Annotated in this window: 14 protein-coding genes, 1 other RNA gene, 1 pseudogene and 1 CRISPR repeat array (1 of these 17 only partly in view); of the genes and pseudogenes, 11 read left to right on the top strand and 5 right to left on the bottom strand. The window is 75.1% G+C overall.

Features of this window, described 5'->3' with window-relative positions:
• The first annotated feature begins 5 nt into the window (after positions 1–5).
• On the top strand, positions 6–599 hold the full coding sequence (locus tag IF27_RS25615; RefSeq protein ID WP_052852156.1) for a DinB family protein: 594 nt from the start codon (positions 6–8) through the stop codon (positions 597–599).
• Between the two features lie 78 nt (positions 600–677).
• On the opposite strand, the gene IF27_RS25610 is transcribed toward IF27_RS25615, so the two are convergent.
• Positions 678–1,442 carry a DUF5336 domain-containing protein gene (locus IF27_RS25610; protein WP_052852155.1) on the bottom strand — a complete coding sequence of 255 codons (765 nt, stop codon included), beginning with the start codon at positions 1,440–1,442 and terminating at the stop codon, positions 678–680.
• 161 nt (positions 1,443–1,603) lie between these two features.
• Positions 1,604–2,281 (bottom strand): class I SAM-dependent methyltransferase, encoded by a 678-nt coding sequence (locus IF27_RS25605; protein WP_052852154.1) that lies wholly within the window; start codon positions 2,279–2,281, stop codon positions 1,604–1,606.
• A 143-nt stretch (positions 2,282–2,424) separates the two neighbouring features.
• Between IF27_RS25605 and IF27_RS25600 the strand changes: the two genes are divergently transcribed.
• Positions 2,425–2,766: an ArsR/SmtB family transcription factor gene (locus IF27_RS25600; RefSeq protein WP_052852383.1), complete on the top strand. Its 342-nt coding sequence runs from the start codon at positions 2,425–2,427 to the stop codon at positions 2,764–2,766.
• A gap of 68 nt (positions 2,767–2,834) precedes the next feature.
• Positions 2,835–4,526 carry a SulP family inorganic anion transporter gene (locus IF27_RS25595; protein ID WP_420822056.1) on the top strand — a complete coding sequence of 564 codons (1,692 nt, stop codon included), beginning with the start codon at positions 2,835–2,837 and terminating at the stop codon, positions 4,524–4,526.
• 30 nt (positions 4,527–4,556) lie between these two features.
• On the opposite strand, the gene IF27_RS25590 is transcribed toward IF27_RS25595, so the two are convergent.
• Entirely contained in the window at positions 4,557–5,825 is a 1,269-nt protein-coding gene (locus IF27_RS25590; RefSeq protein WP_052852152.1) for a hypothetical protein, read from the bottom strand.
• A gap of 293 nt (positions 5,826–6,118) precedes the next feature.
• Between IF27_RS25590 and IF27_RS25585 the strand changes: the two genes are divergently transcribed.
• From IF27_RS25585 to IF27_RS25575, 3 genes are all read left to right on the top strand, one after another.
• The gene (locus tag IF27_RS25585; RefSeq protein ID WP_052852151.1) at positions 6,119–6,958 is read left to right on the top strand and encodes a Nif3-like dinuclear metal center hexameric protein; all 840 of its coding nucleotides are present in this window, start codon (positions 6,119–6,121) and stop codon (positions 6,956–6,958) included.
• A gap of 88 nt (positions 6,959–7,046) precedes the next feature.
• Positions 7,047–7,790: a CT398-like coiled coil hairpin domain-containing protein gene (locus tag IF27_RS31255; protein ID WP_052852382.1), complete on the top strand. Its 744-nt coding sequence runs from the start codon at positions 7,047–7,049 to the stop codon at positions 7,788–7,790.
• Positions 7,787–8,950 carry a bifunctional RNase H/acid phosphatase gene (locus tag IF27_RS25575; RefSeq protein ID WP_052852150.1) on the top strand — a complete coding sequence of 388 codons (1,164 nt, stop codon included), beginning with the start codon at positions 7,787–7,789 and terminating at the stop codon, positions 8,948–8,950. The genes IF27_RS31255 and IF27_RS25575 overlap by 4 nt, the downstream gene beginning before the upstream one ends.
• A 21-nt stretch (positions 8,951–8,971) precedes the next feature.
• Here the strand turns inward: IF27_RS25575 and sigJ are convergent, their stop codons facing one another.
• Positions 8,972–9,907: an RNA polymerase sigma factor SigJ gene (gene sigJ, locus IF27_RS25570; RefSeq protein ID WP_052852149.1), complete on the bottom strand. Its 936-nt coding sequence runs from the start codon at positions 9,905–9,907 to the stop codon at positions 8,972–8,974.
• A 164-nt stretch (positions 9,908–10,071) separates the two neighbouring features.
• Here sigJ and IF27_RS25565 point away from each other — a divergent pair, with 164 nt between their 5' ends.
• Both IF27_RS25565 and IF27_RS25560 read left to right on the top strand, forming a co-directional pair.
• The gene (locus IF27_RS25565) at positions 10,072–10,443 is read left to right on the top strand and encodes a DoxX family protein (RefSeq protein WP_052852148.1); all 372 of its coding nucleotides are present in this window, start codon (positions 10,072–10,074) and stop codon (positions 10,441–10,443) included.
• Between the two features lie 104 nt (positions 10,444–10,547).
• Positions 10,548–10,817, top strand: a complete 270-nt coding sequence (locus tag IF27_RS25560; RefSeq protein WP_223291212.1) for a DUF2087 domain-containing protein — start codon at positions 10,548–10,550, stop codon at positions 10,815–10,817.
• On the opposite strand, the gene yaaA is transcribed toward IF27_RS25560, so the two are convergent.
• Positions 10,804–11,583, bottom strand: coding sequence for a peroxide stress protein YaaA (gene yaaA / locus IF27_RS25555; protein WP_052852381.1), 780 nt, complete (start codon positions 11,581–11,583; stop codon positions 10,804–10,806). The genes IF27_RS25560 and yaaA overlap by 14 nt on opposite strands.
• Between yaaA and IF27_RS25550 the strand changes: the two genes are divergently transcribed.
• From IF27_RS25550 to rnpB, 3 genes and pseudogenes are all read left to right on the top strand, one after another.
• Positions 11,565–12,467 (top strand): helix-turn-helix domain-containing protein, encoded by a 903-nt coding sequence (locus tag IF27_RS25550; RefSeq protein ID WP_052852146.1) that lies wholly within the window; start codon positions 11,565–11,567, stop codon positions 12,465–12,467. The genes yaaA and IF27_RS25550 overlap by 19 nt on opposite strands.
• Before the next feature lie 10 nt (positions 12,468–12,477).
• Positions 12,478–13,233 (top strand): annotated as a pseudogene (locus IF27_RS25545) (DMT family transporter); the annotation flags it as partial.
• An 86-nt stretch (positions 13,234–13,319) separates the two neighbouring features.
• Positions 13,320–13,722: RNase P RNA component class A (rnpB, locus tag IF27_RS26665), an RNA gene on the top strand.
• A 243-nt stretch (positions 13,723–13,965) separates the two neighbouring features.
• A CRISPR array of direct repeats spans positions 13,966–15,279; the repeat unit is 37 nt; unit sequence GTTGCGATCCCCGGCCGTCCTGGAGGACGACCGCCAC; it runs 918 nt beyond the window's last position.

Below are 15,279 nucleotides of genomic sequence, written 5' to 3'. Positions count from 1 at the left end.
AGCGGATGACCGCACACGACCCGAAGGCAGAGCTGCTTCGCTACCTGAACAGCGCCCGTGACGCGCTGCTGTGGAAGCTCGACGGCCTGTCCGAGTACGCCGTCCGCCGCCCGCTCACGCCGACCGGCACCAACCTCCTCGGCCTCGTGAAGCACGTCGCCGGGGTCGAGTCCGAGTACTTCGGCTCGGTGTTCGGCCGCCCCTTCCCCGAGACGCTGCCGTGGCTCGCGGAGGACGCCGAGGACAACGCCGACATGTGGGCCACGGCCGACGAGTCACGGGCGGACGTGACCGCCCTGTACACCCGGGTGCGCGCGCACGCGGACGCGACCGTCGCCGCGCTCCCGCTCGACGCGATCGGGCACGTCCCGTGGTGGCCCGCCGACCCCGAAGGGGTGACGCTGCACCGCGTCCTCGTCCACGTCACCGCCGAGCTCAACCGGCACGCGGGCCACGCCGACATCGTCCGCGAACTCATCGACGGCACCGCCGGGTTGCGCGCGGGCGTCAGCAACCTCCCCGAGCACGACGGCGACTGGTGGACGCGCCACCGCGACCGGCTGGAGCGCGCCGCGCGCGAGGCCGCCGGGCAGGACTGAACTCCCTCGGAAACGCCGGAGCGGCGGTGGCCCCGAGGCCACCGCCGCTCCGTTCGTGCGTTGCGTGCGTCCGCGTGCTCAGCCGCGCTGGATGCCGGACGTGTCCTGGAGGACGCCGCGACGGCCGTCCTGCGTCTGCGCGATGAGGGACTGCCCCCGCTGCTCGACCGCCAGGTACCAGGTACCGGGCGCCAGTTCGGCGATCGGCGTCGGCGCGCCGTCCTCGCCGTACAGCGGCCGAGCGGCCGGGACGGCGAACCAGAACGGCTGGAAGTCCGAGGCGCCGCCGGTCGCGGGCGCGACCTGCGTGGCCTGGTAGCCGCCGGGCTGCTGCCCGCCCGCCGCCGGGTAGCCGTAGCCGCCCTGCTGCGCGCCGAACGGCGGCTGCTGACCGTACCCCGCGGGCTTCGGCGCACCGGTCAGCGGGGCCTGGAGGCCCGGCACGACCGGCGTCATGACGGCGGCAGCCGCCAGCGCCAGCGCCGCCAGCAGGCCGATGATCAGGCCGGTACCGACGTCGAAGCCCCAGCCACCGCCCAGCGACCACACGGCCGCCCACGCGGAGGTCACCGCCAGCGCGATGCCCCACTGGTCGAGCCGCAGCCCGCCGAACTGGCGCTCACGGTTCGGCAGGAAGCGCGAGCCGACGATCGCCGCCGCGCCCAGGATGCCCGCCAGGAAGACCGAGGGGAGGATCGGGAAGATCTCGGACTCCCAGGCGTTCGTGCCTCCCCCTCCGAAGTCGCCGTCCGCGGTGTAGGTGTCGAGAAAAGAGGCGATGAAGAGCAGGACCGCTGCTCCGATCACTACTGCGTCGCCTCGGGAGAGCGAGCGGTTGTTCACGTCTGATCCTTTGCCGTTCTCGTCGTCATGGTCAGGTCGAAAAGGGTGGGCCCATCGTACGGACGCCGCCCGCGCGCGATCCGGGGGATGTACGTACTGTTTCCGACACGACACGCTTGTGATGAGGTCGTGACCTGCCCCGATACGGCCTGTTGCACAGGTCAGACCCCCGGTCCCGTACGCCGCAGTACGCGCAGCGAGCGGCAGCCGCGCAGCGCCGTGAAAGCCCCGCTGCGCACCGCCCGCCGCCATACACGGTACGGCGGCTGCCCGCCGTCCGACGGGTCGGGGAACACGTCGTGGATCACCAGCAGCCCGCCCTCGGCGAGCTTCGGCGCCCAGCCCTCGTAGTCCGCGGTCGCGTGCGCGTCCGTGTGCCCGCCGTCGATGAACACCAGGCCGAAGCGCCCGCCGAGCGCCGCCGCGGCCTGCGCGGAGCGTCCCACGACGGCGATCACGTGCGGTTCGAGCCCGGCGTCCGCGACCGTGCGCCGGAAGTGCGGGAGCGTGTCGAGACGGCCCGCGTCCGCCGGGTCGAGCAGGTCCGCGTCGTGGAACTCCTGGCCGGGCTGCTGCTCCTCGCTGCCCCGGTGGTGGTCCACGGTGACGGCCACCGTCCCCGCGCGGCGCGCGGCGTCGGCCAGCAGCAGCGTGGACCGGCCGCAGTAGCTGCCGATCTCCAGCAGCGGCAGCCCCAGACCGGCCGCGTCACGGGCCGCCGCGTACAGCGCGCGGCCCTCGTCGGGCGGCATGAAGCCCCGCGCCGCCCCGAACGCCGCGAAGACGTCCGTGTCGTCAGCCACACTTCCCCCTGCGGTCCCCCCGGCGTACGCCCACATGCTGCCCTACCCGCGGGCGTCGGGCGGCACGGGGGTGGGGTCCTGTTCCCCGCCGCCGATCCACGAATTGCAAAATTCTGCAATTCACCACATGCTGTGATGGCCGTATCCCCAGGAAGCCGCGACGAGGAGAGGTGGAGGCCGTGCCGGTCCCGCTGTACCAGGCCAAGGCCGAGTTCTTCCGGATGCTCGGGCACCCGGTCCGCATCCGCGTGCTGGAGCTCCTGCAAGGCGGGCCGATGCCGGTGCGGGACCTGCTGGCCGAGATCGAGGTCGAGCCCTCGGCGCTCTCCCAGCAGCTGGCCGTCCTGCGCCGCTCCGGCATCGTCACCTCGACGCGGGAGGGCTCCAGCGTCGTCTACGAGCTGGCCGGTGGCGACGTGGCGGACCTGATGCGGGCCGCGCGGCGCATCCTGACCGAGATGCTCGCCGGGCAGAACGTGCTCCTTGAGGAGCTGCGGGAAGCCGAGGTCACCAGCCGGTGAGCACGCCCTTCGCCCGGCCCTGGCGCCGGGTCGCCGCGCTGCTGCCCGCCCGCGCCGACCTCGCCGCCATGGGCCGCAACCCGCGCCGTGACCTGCTGGCCGGTCTCACCGTCGCCGTCGTGGCGCTGCCGCTCGCGCTCGGCTTCGGCGTCTCCTCAGGACTCGGCGCCGAGGCGGGCCTCGCCACCGCCGTGGTCGCGGGCGCGCTCGCCGCGCTGTTCGGCGGCTCCCACCTCCAGGTCTCCGGCCCGACCGGGGCGATGACGGTCGTCCTCATGCCGATCGTCGCCCAGCACGGGCCCGGCGGTGTGCTGACCGTCGGGCTGATGGCCGGTGCGCTGCTGATCGGGCTCGCGCTGCTGCGGGCGGGCCGGTACACGCGGTACATCCCGGCCCCGGTGGTCGAGGGCTTCACCCTCGGCATCGCCTGCGTCATCGGCCTGCAACAGGTCCCGAACGCCCTCGGGGTGCCCGTGCCGGAAGGCGATCGGGTCCTCGTGGTGACCTGGCGGGCCGTCGAGGAGTTCACGCACGCCCCCAACTGGACGGCCCTCGCGCTCACCCTCGCCGTGGCCGCCGTGATGCTGCTCGGCGCCCGGTGGCGGCCCACCGTCCCGTTCTCCGTCGTCGCGGTCGCCGCCGCGACCCTGGCCGCCCAGTTCTTCGGCCTGGACGCGGCGCCCCCCATCGGGGACCTGCCGTCCGGACTGCCCGCCCCCTCGCTGGCCTTCCTCGACGTGTCCGCGCTCGGCTCGCTGCTCGCCCCCGCCGTCGCGGTGGCCGCGCTCGCCGCGCTTGAGTCGCTGCTGTCCGCCGCCGTCGCGGACGGCATGACGACCGGGCAGAAGCACGACCCGGACAAGGAACTGTTCGGCCAGGGCGTCGCGAACCTGGCCGCCCCGCTCTTCGGCGGCATCCCCGCCACGGCGGCCATCGCCCGTACCGCCGTCAACGTCCGTACCGGCGCCACCTCCCGGCTCGCCGCCCTCACGCACGCCGCCGTCCTCGCGGTCGTCGTCCTCGCCGCCGCGCCCCTCGTCTCCCACATCCCGCTCGCCGCGCTGGCCGGGGTGCTGCTGGCCACCGCGATCCGCATGGTGGAGATCGGCGCGCTGCGCGCCATGGCCCGCGCGACCCGCTCCGACGCGGTCGTGCTGGCGCTGACCGCGCTCGCCACCCTCGCGCTCGACGTCGTCCAGGCGGTCGTCATCGGCCTGGTCGTCGCGGGCGCCCTGGCCCTGCGCGCGGTCGCCGCCCAGGCCCGCATGGAGCGGATCGACCTCAAGGCCGACCTGCCAGGCGAGCACGGCGAGGAGGAACGCGCCCTGTTGGCCGAGCACATCGTGGCCTACCGGATCGACGGGCCGCTGTTCTTCGCCGGCGCCCACCGCTCCCTGCTCGAACTCTCCGAGGTCGCCGACGCCCGCGTGGTGATCCTGCGCATGTCGCGGGTCACCACCATGGACGCCACCGGCGCGCTGGTCCTCAAGGACGCCGTGCGGGAGCTGAACCGGCGCGGCATCGTCGTGCTGGCCTCGGGGACGCGGCCGGACCAGCGCCGTACCCTCGCGTCCGTCGGCGCCCTAGACCTGCTGCGCTTCGAGGGGCAGGAGTACGCGACCACGCCGCACGCCGTCGCCGGAGCCCGCGCCCACCTGCACAAGGCGGGGCTGCTCCCGGCGCCTTCCGGCCCCGCCGACCCGTCCGCCCCGTCCGACGGTCCCGCCGATCCCGCCGATCCCGTCGAGGCTTCGCGCTGAGGGGGCGCCGAGGCTCCCGCCCCGCCCGTCTCAGGCCAGCGGCGCCTGCTGCAACGGCACGGGCTTCGCGGCCCGCGGCGCGGTCGCCGTCACGTACAGGTTCGGCGAGACCTGCGTCAGGTACGCCGGGACCGGCGCGGGCGGCGCCCCCTCCCCGGGCCCCGGCGCGGCCTCCGCCGCCTCCTGGCCCGCCGCCCGGCCCTGCTCGCCGCCAGGGCCCGCGCCCGTCCCCCTGGCCGTCGCCCCGCCGCCCCAGCCGTACAGCTCGCCGCCCGTCCCGTGCTCCCGGCGCGAGCCCAGCGCGGGCAGCCGCGACAGGCCGCACGGCGCCGCCTCCGTGCTGAACGGCAGCAGCAGCTCGCCCTCCACCGTCCACCGCCCCGCCCCGCTCAACCAGCCGCGCGGCGGCGTCACATGACGCAGCTCCCGCTCGCCCGGCCGCCACACCGCGACCCATTCCCCCTCGGCCGCCGTCATCCGCAGCGCCACACCGCAGTCCTCCGGCACCAGCACCTGCCCCGGCTGCGCCGCGAACGGCGTCATCCGCGCCCCGTCCTCCCGCAGCGCCTCGGGGAACCGCACGGGCCGGTGGCTGCCCAGCACGGCCCACCCGATCCGGTCCTCGCCCGGCGCGTCCGAGCGCACCATCAGCAGCCCGCTGTCCGGATCGGCCAGCAGCAGCCGGTCGTTGCTGTCCTCGGCGATCCGCAGCAGCTCGGTCGGCCCGCCGCCGCGCCGCACGTCCACGGTCACCGCGCGCGTCCGCCCCCGCCCGTCCGTGTGGTCGAGCGCCAGCAGCCGCCCCTGCCGGTCCAGCCAGGCGCCGCCCGAGCACGGCCCGGGCAGCACCGTCACCAGCTCGGGCCCGAACGCGCCGCCGCACACCAGCCACAGGGCCGTCCCCGACAGGCCGGTCGCCGCGTCCCTGGCGCGGGGCGCCAGCGCGTACACCCGCGTCCCGTCCGGCGCGGCCGGCAGCAGCGTCAGCCGCTCGCAGTCCACGGCGCCCAGGGGCAGTTCACCCGTCTCGGGGCCCGACGGGTACAGCAGCGAGAAGTGGCACCTGCCGTCCGCGCGCCGCCCGATCAGCACCCGCCCGTCCGCCAGCGGCACCAGGGCGCTGTCCGGCTCCTCCGGCTGGTTCCCCGGCAGGCGGACGGCGTACGGCTCGGGGCCGTCCAGCGTCCAGCGCTCCGGACACCACCCGCCGTCACCGCCCGCGAGCCGGGCCGCGTACGCGCCGTCGGGCGACATCACCAAAGGCGCGGGCCGCCACCCCGGCGGGGCCGTGACCGTCATCGCACTCTCCTGCTTCCTGCGGGCCTGTCGGGACAAGTGGGACCAGAGGGGGGTACCTCCACCGAGGACGCTAGATTTCGGGCCACCGGCCGAACAACTCTGCCGGTCCTCCTTCACACGGAAGGGTGACAGTTGCTCGAACAGCATGATCAACTGGGGCCCTTTGTGCTTCTCCTCCCGAATCCGGGCAAGACGCGCGTACCCGGCCCGCCGGGCGACGCCCCGGGCACCGCCCGCCCCGCACCCGCCGGTTCCCCGGCGGGAGGCCGCTCCGGGGCGGGTAGCCTGGGCCCGTGCCCGTACTCTCCGACGTGATCGCCGCGCTCGACGGCCTGTGGCCCCGCGCGCTGGCCGAGGGCTGGGACGCCGTCGGGCCCGTCTGCGGCGACCCCGACGCCGAGGTGACGCGCGTCCTGTTCGCCGTCGATCCGGTGCAGGAGATCGCCGACGAGGCCGTCGCGCTCGGCGCCGACCTCCTCGTCACCCACCACCCGCTCTACCTGCGCGGCACCACCACCGTCGCGGCCGACACGTTCAAGGGCCGCGTCGTCCACACGCTGATCCGCGCCGGAGTCGCCCTCCACGTCGCGCACACCAACGCCGACCGCGCCGACCCCGGCGTCTCCGACGCCCTCGCCGCCGCGCTCGGCCTGCGCGTCACCGGCCCCCTCGTCCCCGACCCGGCCGACCCCGCCGGACGGCGCGGCCTCGGCCGGATCTGCGAACCGGACGGCCCCCTCGACCTCGCCTCCCTCAGCGCCCTCGCCGCGCGGCGCCTGCCCGCCACCGTCCAGGGCATCCGCGCCACCGGCCCCGCCGACCTGCCGATCCGCACCGTCGCCGTCTGCGGCGGCTCGGGCGACAGCCTCTTCGACGCCGTACGCGCGGCGGGCGTTGACGCGTTCCTCACCGCCGACCTGCGCCACCACCCGGTGTCCGAGGCGCGTGAACACTCGCCCCTCGTCCTCGTGGACGCCGCCCACTGGGCCACCGAGTCCCCCTGGTGCGTCCAGGCGGCTGCCCAGCTCGACGCCCTCTCGGAACAGGCCGGTTGGGGCCTGCGCACCCACGTGTCCCAGCGGGTCACCGACCCCTGGCTCATCCACCGTCCGTCACCCCCCACCGCGCCATGACGGCCGCCCCCACCCCCGCACCACCCCCGTACCGCCTCATACCGACATCCGCCGCGCACCAGCACAGCCCGAGCAGAGGAGCCCCCAACTGAACGCCGCGCCCGCCGATCAGATCCGGCTGCTGGACGTCCAGGACCTCGACGTCCGGCTCACTCAGCTCGCCCACCGCCGCGCCCACCTGCCGGAACACGCCGAGATCCGCGCCGCGGAGAGCGAGCTGACGCAGCTGCGCGCCCTCCTCGTCGCCGCCAGGACCGAGGAGAGCGACACCGTCCGCGAGCAGACCAAGGCCGAGCAGGACGTGGACCAGGTGCGCCAGCGCGCCGCCCGCGACCAGCAGCGCCTGGACTCCGGCCTCGTCACCAACCCCAAGGACCTCTCCGGGCTCCAGAGCGAGATCGCCTCCCTCGCCCGCCGCCAGGACGCGCTGGAGAACGTCGTCCTGGAGATCATGGAACGCCAGGAGACCGCCCAGGCCCGCGTCACCGAGTTCACCGCGCGCGTCGAGGACTCCGAGCACAACGCGGAGGACGCGACCAAGCGCCGCGACGCCGCCACGGCGGAGATCGACGCCGAGGCCGACACCGTACGCGCCGACCGCGCCCGCCTCGCCGCGACGATCCCGGCCGACCTCCTGAAGCTCTACGACAAGCTGCGCGAGCAGCAGGGCGGCGTCGGCGCCGCGCGCCTGCGCCAGCGCCGCTGCGAGGGCTGCCGCCTCGAACTCAACATCACCGAGCTGAACGAGGTGCGGGCCGCGCCCGCCGACGCCGTCGTCCGCTGCGAGAACTGCCGCCGCATCCTGGTGCGCGCCACCGAGTCCGGCCTGTGAGCGGCGCGGCGCCGGGCGGGCGCAGGCTCGTCGTCGAGGCCGACGGCGGCTCCCGCGGCAACCCGGGGCCCGCCGGTTACGGCGCGCTCGTCCTCGACGCGGTGACCGGCGAGGTCCTCGCGGAGACCGCCGCCTACCTCGGCACGTGCACCAACAACGTCGCCGAGTACCGCGGGCTCATCGCCGGGCTCCGGGCCGCCCACGCGCTCGCGCCCGACGCCGCCGTGCGCGTCCGCATGGACTCCAAGCTCGTGGTCGAACAGATGTCGGGCCGCTGGAAGATCAAGCACCCCGACATGCGGCCCCTCGCCATGGAGGCGCGCGAGATCTTCCCGGCGGGCGCCGTCACGTACGAGTGGATGCCGCGCGCGCGGAACAAGCACGCCGACCGGCTCGCCAACGAGGCGATGGACGCGGGCGCGCGCGGCGAGGCGTGGCGTCCCGCCGAGCCGCCCGCCGCCCGTACCCCGGAACTGGCCGACCCCGAGCCGCTGCCCGAGACACCCGCCGTCGGCTGGGGCGGTGGCGACGGGCCCGCCACCACGTTCCTGCTGCTGCGGCACGGCGAGACGGCCCTGACGCCGCAGAAGCGGTTCTCCGGCAGCGGCGGCACCGACCCGGAGCTGTCCGCGACCGGCCTGGCGCAGGCCGCGGCGGCTGCCGAGGCGGTCGCCGCCGCCGGGGGCGTCGCGGGCATCGTCAGCTCGCCGCTGACGCGCTGCCGCCAGACGGCCGAGGCCGTCGCCGTGCGGCTCGGCCAGGAGATCCGCATCGACGAGGGGCTGCGCGAGACGGACTTCGGCGCCTGGGAGGGCCTGACGTTCGCCGAGGCGGGGGAGCGGTACCCGGACGACCTGAAGGCGTGGCTGGCCACGCCCGGCGGCGACACGGGGCCGACCGGCGGCGAGACGTTCACCTCCGTCGCGCGCCGCGCCGCCGTCGCCCGCGACAAGACGATCGCGCGGCACGCGGGCAGGACGGTGCTGGTCGTCAGCCATGTGACGCCGATCAAGTCGCTGCTGTGCATGGCGCTCGGGGCCCCGCCCTCGGCCATGTTCCGGCTCGAACTGTCGGCGGCCGGGCTCTCCGAGATCGCGTACTGGCCGGACGGCGGCACCAGCGTCCGGCGCGTCAACGACACGGCGCACCTGCGGGGCTGAGCGGCCCGCCCGCCGGGCGGCTCAGCTGACGGGCGGCGGGTCGTGGTCCGCCGTCCAGGCCCGTAGCTTCTCGGGGTTCAGCACGGCCCAGACGTGCCTGATCCGCGCCCCGACGACGTCCAGGGCCATCACCATCACGGTCACGCCGTCCAACTGCGCGGCGAGCCCCGGCCGCCCGTTCACGGCGCGCTCGCGCAGCGTCAGCCCTGGCGGCGCCCCGGCGAGGAGCGCCACCAGCGCCTGCGCCACCCGCTCACCCCCCACGAGCGGGCGCGGCTCGGACGGCGCGAACCCGCCGCCGTCCCCGGTCGCCGTCGCCCCGGGGTCGAGCAGCCCGACCAGCGCCGCCACGTCCCCGGCCGTCCACGCCTCCTTGAACTCCCGGACGACGGCCGCCCGCCGCGCCGTCGGCGTCGCCGACTCCCGCGCCACGCGCAGGCGGCGGCGGGCCGACGACGCCAACTGGCGGCAGGCCGCGGGAGTGCGCCCGACGATCACGGCCACCTCGGCGAACGGGTAGCGGAACACGTCGTGCAGCACGAACGCGACGCGCTCGGCCGGCGTCATCGCGTCCAGGACGACCAGGAACGCCATGCCGAGCGACTCGTCCAGCGTCACCCGGTCCGCCGGATCGGTGCCGCCGCCCGCCCACCCCTCCTCCCACTCCCCGCCCCCCGGCAGCGGCTCGGGCAGCCACTGCCCGACGTACCGCTCGCGCCGCACCCGCGCCGAGCCGAGCACGTCCAGGCACACGCGCGCGGTGGCCGTCGTCAGCCAGGCGGCCGGGGACACGACCTCCTCGCGGCGCCGCGCGGACATGGCGTACCAGCGCGCGTACGTCTCCTGCACGGCGTCCTCCGCGTCGGCGAGCGAGCCGAGCAGGCGGTAGGCGACGCCGATCAGACGCCGCCGCTCGGCCGCCGCCGCGTCCCGTGGCGGTTCCGACGGAACGTCCATGCTGTGCCGCCGCCCCCTTCCTGTGCTCCGGGCCCGTGGTCCTTCCACCCATCAGACGAGACAGCGCGCCGGAACGTGAGGCCGCCCCCCGGCCTGACATCCGGGGGCGCCACGTCGTCCTCCCTGTGCAGCCCCGCCCACACCGACGACAGTGGAGAGCCCCGATGAACGTGTTCCTGTGGATCGTCCAGGCGTTCCTGGCCGCAGGCTTCGCCGTCTCAGGACTGATGAAGGTCACCCTCCCGATGGACAGGCTGGCCACCACGCTGCCCTGGGTGCGCGACTTCCCCCCGGCGACCGTACGGTTCATCGGCGTCACCGGACTGCTCGGCGCCGCCGGGCTGATCCTCCCGGCCGCCACCGGCATCGCACCCGTCCTCACCCCGCTCGCCGCCTGCGGGCTGGCCGCCACGATGCTGCTGGCCGCCCGCACGCACCTGCGCCGTGGGGAACCCGAGGCCCTGCCCGTCAACGGCGTCCTCCTCGCGCTCGCCGTCCTCGTGGCGTGGGGGCGCTTCGGCCCCTACGCGTGGTGACCCGCGCCCACCGCGCAGCCCCCGCAGCGCAGCCCTCGCCGCACCGGCTTAACGCGTTGCGACCCTCCGCGCCGCGCCACCAGAATCCGGGCATGCTGAAACCCATGACCGAGACCTCACGCGACGTGTCCGCCCTCTTCGCCAGCGGGCGGCTCATCGCCATCCCCCGCCGCACCGCCCGCCGCGAACAGCTCCTGCGCCACCTCGCCGACACGCTCTTCGAACCGGGCCGCACCTACACCGAGCGCGAGGTCAACGACGTCATCCGCACCGTCCACGACGACACGGCCGCCCTGCGCCGCTACCTGGTGGACGACGGCCTGCTCACCCGCAGCCCCGACGGCACCGCCTACCACCGGCCTACAACTCCGTGACCACCACGTCGAGCCCGCCCGGCGCGGGCTCCTCCACCACGTAGCCCAGGTCCCGCAGCGCTCCCGCCAGCTTCCCCGCCGTCCGCGGCAGCGCACCCGCCGTCAGCAGATCGCGCAGCAGACGGCCCTTCGTCGCCTTGTTGAAGTGGCTGACCACCGACCGCTTCTCCACACCGTCCACCACCCGCGACTGGAGCACCCGCACGGCCACCGTCCGGCGCGCCACCTCCCCGGCGGGCCGCCACATCGCCGCGTACGCCGACGAGCGCAGGTCGAGCACCACCTGCCCGTCGGCGGCCTCCGCCATCGCCTCCGCCATCGGGCCGCGCCAGTACGCCGACAGCGCCCCGAGACCCGGCAGCCGCACCCCCGCCGAGCACCGGTACGACGGCACCCGGTCCGTCACCCGCAGCGCCCCCCACAGGCCGGAGAACACCACCAGCGACGCCCGCGCCCGCCGCCGCGCCGCAGCGTCCAGCGACCCGAGCCCCAGCGCGTCGTACAACACCCCCGTGTACAGCTGACCGGCAGGCCGCGCCGGGGCCTCCCGCAGCCGGGCGTTCCTCGCGACCTCGCCGCGCAGCCCCTCGCTCAGGCCCAGCACCTCGCGTGCCTTCTCCGCGTCGGCCGCGCACAGCGCCGTCAGCTCCTCAAGGACCGCGCCACGCGCCGCGCGCAGCGCGGGGAACGACAGTCCGCCGAGGTCGAGCGGCGCACCCGCCCCGTCCCCGGCCTTACCCTCCGAAGGTGGCAGCAGCACAAGCACCGGCACAGCGTACGAGAAGGACCGGCGCGCAACCCAACCGGGACGGCGCCGAACAGGCCGTATGGACGCGCGTCGCCCCCGCCCCCGGAGCCCCGTCCCTCGACCTGCTCACCGCCCGCTTCGACCAGCTCCGCTACGCGCCGCACGCCCACGCCGAGTTCGCCGTCGGCGTCACCACGGGCGGCCTGGAGACCATCCGCTACCGGGGCGACGACCACGTCTCAGGACCCGGCAGCCTCGTCGTCCTCGAACCCGACGAGACCCACACCGGCGGACCCGCCACCGCCACTGCGGGCTTCGCCTACCGCGCCGCATACCCGTCGCCGGAACTGCTGGGCGAAGGCGTACGCGGGCGCCCGTACTTCCGCCGCCCCGTCATCGAGGACCCCGCGCTCGCCACCGCCCTCGACCGCGCCCACCGTGCCGCCACCGCCCCCACGGCCGACCCGCTGCGCACCGAGAGCGACCTGCTGACCCTGTTCACCACGCTCGCCACCCGCCACGCCGCCCCCGGCACCGCCCGGCCCCAGTGCGTCCTGCCCCAGCCCGACCGCATAGCCGACGCCATGCGCGAACGGCTCGCCGCCCAACTCGACGCCCCACCCGGCCTCGCCGCCATCGCCGCCGACCTGGGGCTCTCCCGCTACCAGGCGCTGCGCGCGTTCCGCGCGTCCACCGGCATGACGCCGTACGCCTGGCTCGCGCAGTACCGCGTCAGCCGTGCCCGCGCGCTGCTGGACCGAGGCGCCCGCCCCGCCGACGTCGCGGCACGCGTCGGCTTCGCCGACCAGGCGCACCTGACGCGCTGGTTCCGCCGCGTGGTCGGCGTCACCCCGGCCGCGTACCGCAACAGCGTTCAAGACGGGGCCCGTCGCGGGGGATGAGGCTGGCGGCATGTCACCGCGAGGCTGGTCGCTGTTCGCCCTTATGTGCGTCATATGGGGCATCCCCTACCTTCTGATCAAGGTAGCCGTCGAGTCCCTGTCCGTACCCGTCGTCGTCTTCACCCGCTGCGCCATCGGCGCGCTGCTGCTCCTGCCGTTCGCCCTGCGGCAGATGCGCGCCCTGCGCCCTCACGCCCTGCCCCTCGCGGGCTTCGCGGCCTGCGAGATCATCGGGCCCTGGGCGCTGCTGTCCGACGCGGAACGCCACCTGTCCAGCTCCACGACCGGCCTGCTGATCGCCTGCGTGCCCGTCCTCTCCGTGCTCATCGCCAGGGAACGGCCCGACGCCCGCCGCTGGGCCGGACTCGCCGCGGGACTCGTCGGCGTCGCCGTCCTCGCCGCGCCCGAACTCACCGGCGGCAGCGCCTGGTCCGTCACCGAGGTGCTGCTCACCGCGCTCGGCTACGCCGTCGCGCCGCTCATCGCGACCGGGCCGCTCAGGGACGTCCCCACCCTGCCGCTCACCGCCGCCTGCCTCACCCTCGCGGCGCTGCTGTACGCCGTTCCGGCCGGACTGACCCTGCCGGACACCGCGCCCCCCGGCCGCGCCGTCGCCGCACTCGTCGCGCTCGGTGTGCTCTGCACGGCGCTGGCGTTCGTGATCTTCCTCGAACTGATCCGGGAGGTCGGCGTCTCGCGCGCCGTCGTCTTCACCTACGTCAACCCGGCGGTCGCCGTCGCGGCGGGCGTCACGTTCCTCGACGAGCCCCTGACGGGCGGCATGGCCGCCGCCTTCGCGCTGATCCTGGCGGGCTCCGTCCTGGCCACGGGTAGGATGGCGCGCACGGCGGACGAGCCGGCCGGGCGGTCGCGTCGGGATGTCCTGCATCCCGCCGAGGAACGTCCGGGCTCCACAGGGCAGGGTGGTAGGTAACGCCTACCTGGGGTGACCCACGGGACAGTGCCACAGAAAACAGACCGCCGGGGCTTCGGCACCCGGTAAGGGTGAAACGGTGGTGTAAGAGACCACCAGCGCCCAGGGTGACCTGGGCGGCTCGGTAAACCCCACCTGGAGCAAGGTCAAAAGGGGCCGCCTCGCGGCGGCCCTGCGCGGATGACCGAGGGCTGCCCGCCCGAGTCCGCGGGTGGACCGCACGAGGCCGGTGGCGACACCGGCCCTAGATGGATGGCCGCCTCCCCCGGGCGCCGCAAGGCCCCGGGGCGACAGAACCCGGCGTACAGGCCGCCTCGTCCGCCGCCCACGCCTGACCTGCGGCGACGCGGGTTCCCGGGCCGTCGATCGGGCTCTGAGGGAGCCCAGGGAGTCTCCCCGGACTCGGCGTGCAGCGCGCCCGCACCCCGGACAAGCACCCGATACACACGGTCAGTCGCCATTTCCCAGCGACATCGCGCCTCCGGAAGAACCGGACACCACGCTCCCCAACCACCCGACCAACGCCCGCCTCCCGTTTCCAGTGGAAACGGTCGTGCCGTCGGGGTCGCGACTCCCGGCCGTCCCGGAGGACGACCGCCACGCCCCTCAATTTGTACCGCACGGTCTTCGAAATGCGAGAGTTGCGATCCCCGGCCGTCCCGGAGGACGACCGCCACCGCCTCCGAGCAAGGAAGCCGCCGCGCGCATGGAGGTTGCGATCCCCGGCCGTCCCGGAGGACGACCGCCACCACCGCCATCACCTGCCGCCGCTGCCGCACCCGCTACGTTGCGATCCCCGGCCGTCCTGGAGGACGACCGCCACGAGGACGTCCGTACGAAGACGGAGCGCGCGGTCGTGTTGCGATCCCCGGCCGTCCTGGAGGACGACCGCCACATCCGGACCCCAGAACGCAAGCACCAGAGCACCAAGAGGTTGCGATCCCCGGCCGTCCTGGAGGACGACCGCCACCGCGGAACACTAGCTGCGCCGCGCCGGGCGGCAGGACGTTGCGATCCCCGGCCGTCCTGGAGGACGACCGCCACGAGGAGAGTTCCCCGTCCCGGTCCTGCACCTCGGCTCGTTGCGATCCCCGGCCGTCCTGGAGGACGACCGCCACGTCGCCGTCGCGGGCATCGTCGTCCCCATCGCGGTGTTGCGATCCCCGGCCGTCCTGGAGGACGACCGCCACGGGCAGGCCTGAGTGCCGGGAGCCGTGGGCCGGGGGGTTGCGATCCCCGGCCGTCCTGGAGGACGACCGCCACCCGCCCTTGCCTCCCTGTGGGCTCCACAGCGGCACCAGTTGCGATCCCCGGCCGTCCTGGAGGACGACCGCCACCACCGACCTCCGCCGACTGGCATGGGACACGGAAAGTTGCGATCCCCGGCCGTCCTGGAGGACGACCGCCACTCGGCCCAGCACTGGAGGACGAACGGGTTCGTGTAGCCGTTGCGATCCCCGGCCGTCCTGGAGGACGACCGCCACCAGGCAGACCGGACCACCGGCCCGCCCCCACCACCGAGTTGCGATCCCCGGCCGTCCTGGAGGACGACCGCCACCACGAGCCTGGGAGGCATCGCACCTCCTCGGGAATGCCGTTGCGATCCCCGGCCGTCCTGGAGGACGACCGCCACAGCAGCAGCGACGGCGACACCAGCACCGACGCTGGGTTGCGATCCCCGGCCGTCCTGGAGGACGACCGCCACGGGCGTCTCGCTCACCAATTGGCGAGCGTTCGCGATGTTGCGATCCCCGGCCGTCCTGGAGGACGACCGCCACCCCCTGGTCCATCCTGTCGGAGATCGCGCTCCTGGACGTGTTGCGATCCCCGGCCGTCCTGGAGGACGACCGCCACGGGTCTGCCCGGAGACAAAGGCGC

Source organism: Streptomyces avicenniae (assembly GCF_000719135.1).
Classification (GTDB): Bacteria; Actinomycetota; Actinomycetes; order Streptomycetales; family Streptomycetaceae; genus Streptomyces; species Streptomyces avicenniae.
The sequence above is the reverse complement of the archived record's forward strand: the minus strand, read 5'-3'. Positions and strand labels throughout refer to the sequence as shown.